This window comes from Cyanobium sp. A1C-AMD (genome assembly GCF_024346495.1).
In the GTDB taxonomy this organism is placed as follows: domain Bacteria; phylum Cyanobacteriota; class Cyanobacteriia; order PCC-6307; family Cyanobiaceae; genus Cyanobium_A; species Cyanobium_A usitatum.
Genome location: NZ_JAGQDB010000091.1, coordinates 1 through 8,625 on the forward strand (window position 1 = coordinate 1; position 8,625 = coordinate 8,625).

An 8,625-nucleotide genomic window follows, 5' to 3' on the forward strand; every position below is an offset into this window, starting at 1 on the left:
ACACAATTTCCCAAAACTACCATCAAACAATCTCCACATCTTCTGGCTCTCATTGAATGCAGAAGCCAGCCTATCTACCTTCAATCCTGATAATTTCAGAGCCGGGACCCGTAGCAACACAAGCTTGACAGCTCCCTTCAGCCTGCCCGGCCATTCAAGCGCCAATGCCAGCTTATTTAGCTCATACCGAGAGCGGATTTACAACGGCAGCCTTGGACTGCAAACAGTAGTTTACTCTTATGGCGCCAATCTAGCAGGAAATGCGCTATTAAACCAGCACAAAAATCCGGAAGACTCTCGCAAATCCCCCTTCTTTGCGCCAGTCAATCTCAACTGGGCAGTCCAATCAGGCTCCTACCAAGCCGAGCTTTTTGAGACAGATACGCTAGACACGTTATGGCGTAGCTATGCCAACCTGGCAGCAAGCACCACCCTGCAGCTATGGCAGGGCTCTGCCCTTGATGCCAGCGAAGATCCCAAGCGGGGCTTGCGCTATGCACCTGTACCGGTAGTACCAGGCCTGGGAATCAACTTCGGAGCCAGTGGCTATGCAGCCACTTATAGCGATGGAGCAAACCAGAACACCCTCACCCTGTGGGGCGGACCTTCGTTCACGCTGGGACAGTTTGATCGACCCGTATTCGATTACACCCGCTTCTCCGCCTCAATCGCTGGCACCTTTTTTAATGGAGCCAGCCCCTTTGGCTTTGATCGCACGGTAGATCTACGCACCCTTAGTTTTCAAGCAGCCCAACAGATCTATGGTCCAATTGTGCTGGAAGCTGGTGCCACCTTCAACATTGATAATAGCTCCGAATTCTATGGCGACGTTTCCTATTCCTATGTGGAATTAAAACTGCAACGCCGCTCCTACGAGCTCGGGGTCTACTACAGCCCCTACGACGGCATCGGCGGCATCCGCATCAAACTCAACGACTTTAACTTCAACGGCAATGGCACACCCTTCGTGCCCAAGCCTAGAAGCCGTTGATGTAGGGCAACGATGCCGCGGTGCGAGCCAGCTCGCCGTCGTTGGCCAGCAACTGGGAGGTGGCATCCCATTGCCCAGAAGCCAGCATCTGCTGGGGACCGGACTGGAGTTCTAGCTGCCAAAGCTGCCCCCGGGAGGCTTCCAGGGTGGCCTTAGCCAGCGACAAGCTCAGCTCCTGGCCAGGATCGGCGATCAGCGACTCTTGCAGACTCAGCACGCTGGCGTGGGATGCGGTGAAACAGGGGATTCCCAAGGCCAGACAGTTGCCATAAAAGATCTCAGCAAAGCTTTCCCCCACCACCGCCCGGATGCCCCAGCGCATCAACGCCTGGGGAGCATGCTCACGACTTGAGCCACAGCCAAAGTTGCGGTTCACAACCAGCACAGAGGCTCCCTGCAGCTCTGCTCGATCGAAGGGATGCTCCCCAGAGAGCTCGGCCCGATCATCGGCAAACACCTGCTCGCCAAGCCCATCAAAGGTGACACATTTAAGAAAACGGGCTGGAATGATTCGATCGGTGTCAATATCGTCACCGGCGATAACAACGGCGCGCCCGCGCACAGCCGAGATAGGGCCAAAGGGAAAGCTGGAGGTGGTCATGGCCGCGGTCATGGCGTGGTGTTAATCATCTGGCGCACATCACACACTTTGCCGGCAATTGCGGCCGCAGCCACCATCGCCGGACTCATCAGCAGGGTGCGGCCGGTAGCCGAGCCCTGGCGACCCTTGAAGTTGCGATTACTTGAACTAGCGCTGATCTGACGGCCCTCAAGCCGGTCTGGATTCATGGCGAGGCACATCGAGCAGCCGGGCTCACGCCACTCAAAGCCAGCTTCCCTAAACACCTCGTCAAGCCCTTCAGCTTCCGCAGCCGCCGCCACCTGTTCAGAGCCAGGCACCACAAAGGCCTTCATGCCCGGAGCCACATGGCGTCCCTTGGCCACCGCCGCAGCCGCCTGCAAATCGGACAGGCGCCCATTGGTGCAGCTGCCAATGAAGCAAACATCCACCGCTGTGCCTGCAATCGGAGTGCCGGGCTGCAGATCCATGTAGCGGTAGGCCTCCTGGGCCAAGGGCCGCTCATCCGGCTCTGTCTGCTCCAAGGTTGGAACCGTTTCATCTACGCCGATGCCCTGGCCGGGGGTGATCCCCCAGGTGACTGTCGGCGCAATTGCCGCAGCATCGAAGCGCACCTCGTCGTCAAAAACTGCGTCTGCACCACTGGCCAGGCCACGCCACCAGGCCACGGCCCGCTCCCAGGCTTGAGCCTTGGGGGCATAGGGCCGGCCTTGCAGGTAGGCAAAGGTGACAGCGTCGGGGTTGACGTAGCCGCAGCGGGCACCGCCCTCGATTGCCATGTTGCAGAGGGTCATGCGCTCCTCCATCGTCAAAGCATCGATGGCTGGACCGGCAAATTCGTAGGCGTAGCCCACACCACCTTTGACACCCAACACCCGGATGATGTGCAACACCAAGTCCTTGGCATAGACGCCCGGCTGCAGCTGACCCTCAACCCAAATCCTCCGCACCTTGAGCTTGCCCATCGACAGGCTCTGGCTGGCCAGCACATCGCGCACCTGGCTGGTGCCAATGCCAAAGGCAATCGCCCCAAACGCCCCGTGGGTGGAGGTGTGAGAGTCGCCGCAGGCGACGGTCATACCCGGCTGGGTGAGGCCCAATTCAGGGGCAATCACATGCACGATTCCCTGGCGGCCGCTGCCGAGGCCATTCAAAGGGATGCCGTAGTCGCTGCAGTTGCGCTCGAGGGTGGCGAGCATCTCCTCAGCCAGGGGATCAGCGAAGGGGCGCGCCTGGGATGTGGTGGGCACGATGTGATCAACCGTGGCCACGGTGCGCTCGGGGAGTCGCACCGGCAGGCCCAGATCTTTCAAGGCTGCAAAGGCCTGGGGGCTGGTCACCTCATGAATCAGGTGCAAACCGATAAACAGCTGGGTGGAGCCGCCCGGCAACTGGGCCACCCGATGCAGATCCCAGACCTTGTCGTAGAGGGTGCCGGCACTCACGCAAGGTCCGTTCGACTGAGGCTTAAGCCTAAAGCTGCGCCCCGGGGCCGTCGGCCAGCCGCAGGCGCAAGCGATTGAGCGCTTCACCGCTCGTCAACCGCTGGATCCAGACCCTGCCACGCGTGGCGCCAAAGCGCACTGCCTCGCTGCTGCAACCATCCGGGCCGGCAATGGCGATATGCACAAGTCCTACCGGCTTCTCACTGCTGCTGCCCCCCGGGCCGGCGATGCCGGTCACAGCAATTGCCCAGGTGGCACCAGTTGCACGGCGAGCGCCCTCAGCCATGGCGATAGCCACCGGATCGCTCACGGCGCCTTGGCTCTCAAGCAGCGCCGGCGGCACCCCAAGCAACGCCTGCTTAATCGAGTTGGCATAGGCAATCACCCCACCAACAAAGCCATCAGAGGCTCCGGGCACCGCCGCTAGGGCCGCCCCCAGCCCCCCGCCAGTGCAGCTCTCAGCTACAGCCAGCGTCTCACCGCGGCGGCGCATCTGCTCAAGCACCACACTGGCCAGGCTGTCGTCATCGGCGCCGAAGCAAGCCCTCCCGGAGCGGGCCCGGATCTGCGCCTCAAGCGGAGCCAGCAGGATCTGGGCTTCAGCAACGCTGCCTGCCCTGGCCGTGAGGCGCAGCTTCACTTCACCGGCGCCGGCGTAGGGAGCCACAGTTGGGTTTTCTAGGGCCAGCAGATCGGCCATCTGCTCAGCCAGAGCCGACTCGGAAACGCCCCAAAAGCGCAACATGCGACTGGCGAACACCCCCTCAGCCAAGCCAGCTGAGCGCAGCCATGGCTCTGCGGTACCCGACCACATCGCCTCCATTTCGCTTGGCACGCCAGGGAAAGTGAGCACCGTGAAACCTGGCTGAATGCCCGGGGCCGCAGGCGGGGTCCAGATCATGCCGGGGGCGGTGCCGGTGGGATTTGGCAACACCGCCGCTCCTTCGGGCAGAAATGCCTGCTTGCGGTTACTGGGGGAACAGAAACGGCCGCGCGCGCCGATGCGGGCCTGGATGTCAAGCCAGATCTCTGGGTGCTCCACCAGGGGCGTGTCAAAGGCAGCAGCGATAGCTTCTGTGGTGAGGTCGTCTGGGGTCGGGCCGAGGCCGCCAGTTGTAATCAACACCCGGCAGCGACCTGCCGCTTCCCGCACCGCGGCCATCAGACGGGTGCGGTTGTCACCAACCACGCTCTGGCGCTGGTGGGCGATGCCCAGGGCCGCCAGCTGCTCCGCCAGCCAGCGGGCATTGCCATTGGTGATGTTGCCGAGCAGCAGCTCGGTGCCGATGCAGAGAATCTCGGCGCTCACAGCCTCACAGCTCCCGAGTGGCCGCAGGCTGCTGCAAGGCCCGGCGAGTGCTAACCAGCACCCAGATCAGCACCGCAGTAGCCAGGGCCAGCCAGAGAAAGCGCAATTCAGCATTCACCAGCACCAGGGCCAGGGAGCCCAACCACTGGGTGAAGGCATAAATGAGCAACACGGTGCGGCGATGGCTTAGTCCCGTCCTCAGCAGCCGGTGGTGCAGGTGGCGTCGATCGGGATAGAAGGGAGAGTGGCCTTCGCTGAGGCGCCCCATGATCACTGCCGACATGTCGGCCAAGGGCAGCGACAGGATCAGCAGCGGTAGTAGCAGGCTGACGCTGGTGATCCCCTTGGCCGGGCCGACAATGCTGATCGCCGCCAGGGCAAACCCCAGAAAATAGGAGCCGCCGTCGCCCATGAAGATGCGGGCAGGGTTGAAGTTGTGGCGCAGGAAACCGAGGCAGCTACCGGCCAGCGCCGCGGCCAGCAGGCCAGCAGCAGGCTGATGCAGGCTGAAACTCACCGACAGCAAACCCACTGCAGCGATACCGCTCACGCCCGCCGCCAGACCATCGAGACCATCAAGCCAGTTGATGGCGTTGGTGATACCCACCAACCAGATCACCGTTGCCAGCAGGCTGAGCCAATCTGGCAATGGCAGCAGCAGATCAGAGCCTCCCCACCAGCCCATGGGGATCTCGATGTTGCCGATGCGCACACCCTCGTTCCAAGCAACCATCGAAATGGCCAACTGACCGGCCAAACGGGGCAGGGGCGGCAGGGCATAGAGATCATCTGCCAGCCCGATCAAGAAAAAGCAAAGGGCTCCAGCCAGGGTGGTCCAGATCAACTGGTCCTTTGCAGCGGGAAGGTTGGCGAACCCACCCAAGGCCCAGGTGAGACCCAGGGCTGCACTAAAGGCGATAACAATGCCGACCCCTCCAAGGCGCACCATGGGAGAGGTGTGCTGCTTGCGGGAATCGGGAGCATCCACCAATCCCCAACGCAAGCCGAGCCGGCGTACCACTGGCACCACCAAAGCCGTGCACAGAGCAGCAACGGCAAAAGTGAGCAAGGCGGCCGCGTTGGGACTGTAGGCGAGGGTCACTGAACCAGACCGAAGCAAGCCGAAAAATGGCCTTCAGCACCCACCTTACGGGCGTTGAAGCGGATCAAGCGTGCTGAAGCTCACGCGCTACTGCGTAAAGCGGGAAGCGGTCACAGAGAGCCGCAACCCGATCGCGGCAGCGCTGCTCAATGGCGCTGTCTTCAGGATTGAGCAGGCGATCGGCGATCACATCGGCCACCTCGCGGAAGGCGGCTTCGTCAAAACCGCGGGTGGTGCAAGCAGCGGTGCCCAGGCGCAGGCCGCTGGTCACAAAGGGCGACTGGGGATCGAAGGGCACCGTGTTCTTGTTGGCGGTGATGTGTACATCACTCACCAGCAGGTCAGCCACCTTGCCTGTCATGCCGATGCCGCGCAGATCCAGCAGCACGATGTGGTTGTCGGTGCCGCCGCTCACCACGGCGATGCCGCGCTCCTGGATGCGCTCAGCGAGGGCCTGGGCGTTGGCAACTACCTGCTGGCTGTAGACGCGGAAGCAGGGCTGTAGGGCCTCACCAAAGGCCACCGCCTTGGCGGCGATCACGTGTTCGAGCGGGCCGCCCTGGCTACCGGGGAACACGGCCTTGTCGAACTGCTTGCCGAACTCGGCATCGCGGCAGAGGATCAGGCCGCCGCGGGGGCCCCTCAGGGTCTTGTGGGTGGTGGTGGTCACCACGTCGCAATGGGGCACGGGGTTGGGGTGCACGCCCGCCGCCACCAGGCCGGCGATGTGGGCCATATCGGCCAGCAGGTAAGCGCCCACCTCATCGGCGATGGCGCGGAAGCCCTCGAAATCGATCGTGCGGGGGTAGGCCGAGTAGCCGCAGACGATCAGCTTCGGCTTGTGCTCCAGGGCCAGCTGGCGGATCGTGTCGAAGTTGAGCTGCTGGGTGTCGGGGTCCACGCCGTAGTGGACGGCCTTGAACCACTTGCCGCTCACGTTCACGGGCGAGCCATGGGTGAGGTGGCCGCCGTGGCTGAGGTCCATGCCCAGGATCGTGTCGCCGGGCTGGAGCAGGGCCAGGAACACGGCGAAGTTGGCCTGGGCGCCGCTGTGGGGCTGCACGTTGGCCCAGGCGGCGCCAAACAGCTCCTTGGCCCGCTCAATCGCCAGCTCCTCGATCGCATCCACATGCTCACAGCCGCCGTAGTAGCGCTTGGATGGCAGGCCTTCGGCATATTTGTTTGTGAGCACCGAGCCCTGGGCCTCCATCACGGCGCGGGAGGCGAAGTTCTCAGATGCAATCAGCTCCAGGTGGGTTTCCTGGCGCTGCAGCTCCTTTTCAATCAGCCCGGCGATGGCGGGGTCCCCGGCAGCTAGGGACTGGTTGAGGGCAGCACCGCCGGGGTTGGTCATGGTTAAGGGTTAAATCGTCCGATGATCGTAAAGACCGGAGCCTGGCATCGGACACATCAATGTCGAAGCCAAGCCACAAAAAAACCGCCCTAGAGCGGTTTTGTGTAAGAAGCGCGCCTGGAGAGATTCGAACTCCCGACCCTCTGATCCGTAGTCAGATGCTCTAATCCGCTGAGCTACAAGCGCATGGGTCCATTTTCACCGCACGGAGGGCCCATCCGTCAAACACCCCGTCCTCGCCTCCCCATCAATGCCCATCCGCTGGTACGGCCCCGCCAACCCCGAAGACCCCACCTACAGGCACTTCGAACGGATCGTGAACCTGACGCTCCACGCCGCCCTATTCGCCGCCCTGAACAGTGGCCTCTGGTTGGTACAGGAAATGCGTCACCCCTGGGCCCACCTCAACTGGCTCAGCCTGGGTTGGTTGGTGGTGTTGCTGGCTCACGCTGGCGCTGTAGTGGTTCTGCGTCCAACCCCCCGGCCATGACCCTCTCCGCCACAGACCTCAAAGAACTGGAACTGGTCCTGGCAGATCGCCTTTATGTGCAAGTTGCAAGTTGGCACCTCTACCTCGGCGACGCCGGCCTGGCCCAGGCCCTGGCGATCGAATGTTCCGCCCGGCTGGACCAGGGGGCGGAGGTGTGCGCACGCCAGGCCCTTGAGGCGGTGCAGGTGCCGATCGGCGCCGGTTCCACCCGGCTGCCCCTGGCTCGGCTGGTGCCCGCCGGCCAGCTGCGGGATCTCGAAGAGGTGCTGGAGCAGTTTTGCCGATAAGGTTGCGGGAACTGGCGACGGGCTGTGCTGGTCATTGAGGTAACCAACGCCCGCGATGTGGTGCGTCAACGCCTGGGTCGCCTGGGCGGACGCCTAATCGGCAAGGTGGTTGACGCCGAGGCCCAGGTTGAAAAAGCCCTGATTCAGGAGCTAGAAACGGCCTTCAAGGAATTCGGCATTGAGGCACGCATCTTTTCGGTGGACGGCCCCCGGATGCTGGGTCGCTCCCACCTGGAGATTCCAGTTCAGGTGCGAGCTGAACGGGACGTTCGCCTCGACCCCTAGCGCCTGGCGCCAATTCGAGGCAAGCGATCCCGCAACTGGTCGGTCAGATCCTTGACCTCTGGCACCTGGGCAAGGCTGCCCACCACCCCATAGATCAGCACACCCACTCCGCCGGCAAAGCTGCACTCCAACAGCCGGCCCCAAAGACCAGTGGGCCAGGCCACAGTTACGGACACGCCCCAGGCCGCTAGTCCGGCCAGTACGGCAGCACCGAACAGCAGCATCGTGTCGCGCAGCCACAGCCGCAATGGCAGCCCGCCGAGCTTGGTCTGCAGCGCCAGCAGCAAACCCACACAGGTGATCAGATTCACCGCCACGGTGGCCAGCACCAGGCCGGCGGCGCCGCAATAGAGGCCAGGCAGCAGCTGGGTAGCGCCGGGCACCGGACCGCCCACGAAAGCCCAGCAGAAGAGCGCATTCAGCCCAATCCCCGCCATCGACCAGCGGAACGGGGTAACCCCATCACCGAGGGCATAGAACACCCTCACCAGCACGTCGCGAGCCAGATAGGCGGGCATGCCGATGCCGTAGGCCATCAGCAGGTTGCCAACCAACTCCGCCGCACCGGCATTGAAAGCTCCCCGCTCATAGATCAAAGCCACGATCGGCAAAGCCAGCGCCACCATCAACGCCCCCAGGGGCAGCATGCTGGCGTTGGAGAGCATCAGCCCCTGGCGGATACGACCGACCAGCTCGGGTCGATCGTCCGGGGCGGTCAGCCGGGCATAAACCGGCAGTAGCGGCACCAGCAGGGCATTGGAGAGCAGCCCTAGGGGCGTGTG

10 protein-coding genes and 1 tRNA gene are annotated in these 8,625 nt (G+C 62.9%); 4 read left to right on the top strand and 7 right to left on the bottom strand.

Annotated elements, in window-relative coordinates:
* Positions 1 to 991, top strand: a 991-nt coding sequence (locus KBY74_RS12155) for a DUF3769 domain-containing protein (RefSeq protein ID WP_254942923.1), incomplete at its 5' end; no start/stop codon positions are given.
* On the opposite strand, the gene KBY74_RS12160 is transcribed toward KBY74_RS12155, so the two are convergent.
* The 6 genes from KBY74_RS12160 to KBY74_RS12185 all read right to left on the bottom strand — a co-directional run bounded on the left by KBY74_RS12160 (position 978) and on the right by KBY74_RS12185 (position 6,967).
* Complete coding sequence (locus KBY74_RS12160; protein WP_254942930.1) at positions 978 to 1,592, bottom strand: 3-isopropylmalate dehydratase small subunit 2; 615 nt, start codon at positions 1,590 to 1,592, stop codon at positions 978 to 980. The genes KBY74_RS12155 and KBY74_RS12160 overlap by 14 nt on opposite strands.
* 8 nt (positions 1,593 to 1,600) lie before the next feature.
* Positions 1,601 to 3,016 carry a 3-isopropylmalate dehydratase large subunit gene (gene leuC, locus KBY74_RS12165; RefSeq protein WP_254942924.1) on the bottom strand — a complete coding sequence of 472 codons (1,416 nt, stop codon included), beginning with the start codon at positions 3,014 to 3,016 and terminating at the stop codon, positions 1,601 to 1,603.
* A 28-nt stretch (positions 3,017 to 3,044) separates the two neighbouring features.
* Positions 3,045 to 4,325, bottom strand: coding sequence for a competence/damage-inducible protein A (locus KBY74_RS12170; protein ID WP_254942925.1), 1,281 nt, complete (start codon positions 4,323 to 4,325; stop codon positions 3,045 to 3,047).
* A gap of 4 nt (positions 4,326 to 4,329) precedes the next feature.
* Positions 4,330 to 5,427, bottom strand: coding sequence for a glycosyltransferase family 4 protein (locus KBY74_RS12175; protein ID WP_254942926.1), 1,098 nt, complete (start codon positions 5,425 to 5,427; stop codon positions 4,330 to 4,332).
* Between the two features lie 64 nt (positions 5,428 to 5,491).
* Complete coding sequence (gene glyA, locus KBY74_RS12180; RefSeq protein ID WP_254942927.1) at positions 5,492 to 6,781, bottom strand: serine hydroxymethyltransferase; 1,290 nt, start codon at positions 6,779 to 6,781, stop codon at positions 5,492 to 5,494.
* Positions 6,782 to 6,893: 112 nt separating this feature from the next.
* Positions 6,894 to 6,967, bottom strand: a tRNA-Arg gene (locus KBY74_RS12185).
* A 64-nt stretch (positions 6,968 to 7,031) separates the two neighbouring features.
* Between KBY74_RS12185 and KBY74_RS12190 the strand changes: the two genes are divergently transcribed.
* Genes KBY74_RS12190 through KBY74_RS12200 form a run of 3 tightly spaced genes read left to right on the top strand, consistent with a single transcriptional unit; the run spans position 7,032 to position 7,843 of the window.
* Entirely contained in the window at positions 7,032 to 7,271 is a 240-nt protein-coding gene (locus KBY74_RS12190) for a hypothetical protein (RefSeq protein ID WP_106632274.1), read from the top strand.
* On the top strand, positions 7,268 to 7,558 hold the full coding sequence (locus tag KBY74_RS12195; RefSeq protein WP_254942928.1) for a DUF3181 family protein: 291 nt from the start codon (positions 7,268 to 7,270) through the stop codon (positions 7,556 to 7,558). Before KBY74_RS12190 ends, KBY74_RS12195 begins: the two co-directional genes overlap by 4 nt.
* A gap of 24 nt (positions 7,559 to 7,582) precedes the next feature.
* Entirely contained in the window at positions 7,583 to 7,843 is a 261-nt protein-coding gene (locus KBY74_RS12200) for a cytochrome-c oxidase (RefSeq protein ID WP_254935140.1), read from the top strand.
* On the opposite strand, the gene murJ is transcribed toward KBY74_RS12200, so the two are convergent.
* On the bottom strand, positions 7,840 to 8,625 hold a 786-nt coding region (gene murJ, locus KBY74_RS12205; RefSeq protein WP_254942929.1), incomplete at its 5' end, for a murein biosynthesis integral membrane protein MurJ. The genes KBY74_RS12200 and murJ overlap by 4 nt on opposite strands.

What these genes read in the sequence shown, in the direction of transcription:
- KBY74_RS12195 (WP_254942928.1), top strand. Translation starts at nt 7,268, where the DNA reads ATGACCCTCTCCGCCACAGACCTCAAAGAACTGGAACTGGTCCTGGCA.
- KBY74_RS12190 (WP_106632274.1), top strand. Translation starts at nt 7,032, where the DNA reads ATGCCCATCCGCTGGTACGGCCCCGCCAACCCCGAAGACCCCACCTAC.
- KBY74_RS12160 (WP_254942930.1), bottom strand. Translation starts at nt 1,592, where the DNA reads ATGACCACCTCCAGCTTTCCCTTTGGCCCTATCTCGGCTGTGCGCGGG.
- glyA (WP_254942927.1), bottom strand. Translation starts at nt 6,781, where the DNA reads ATGACCAACCCCGGCGGTGCTGCCCTCAACCAGTCCCTAGCTGCCGGG.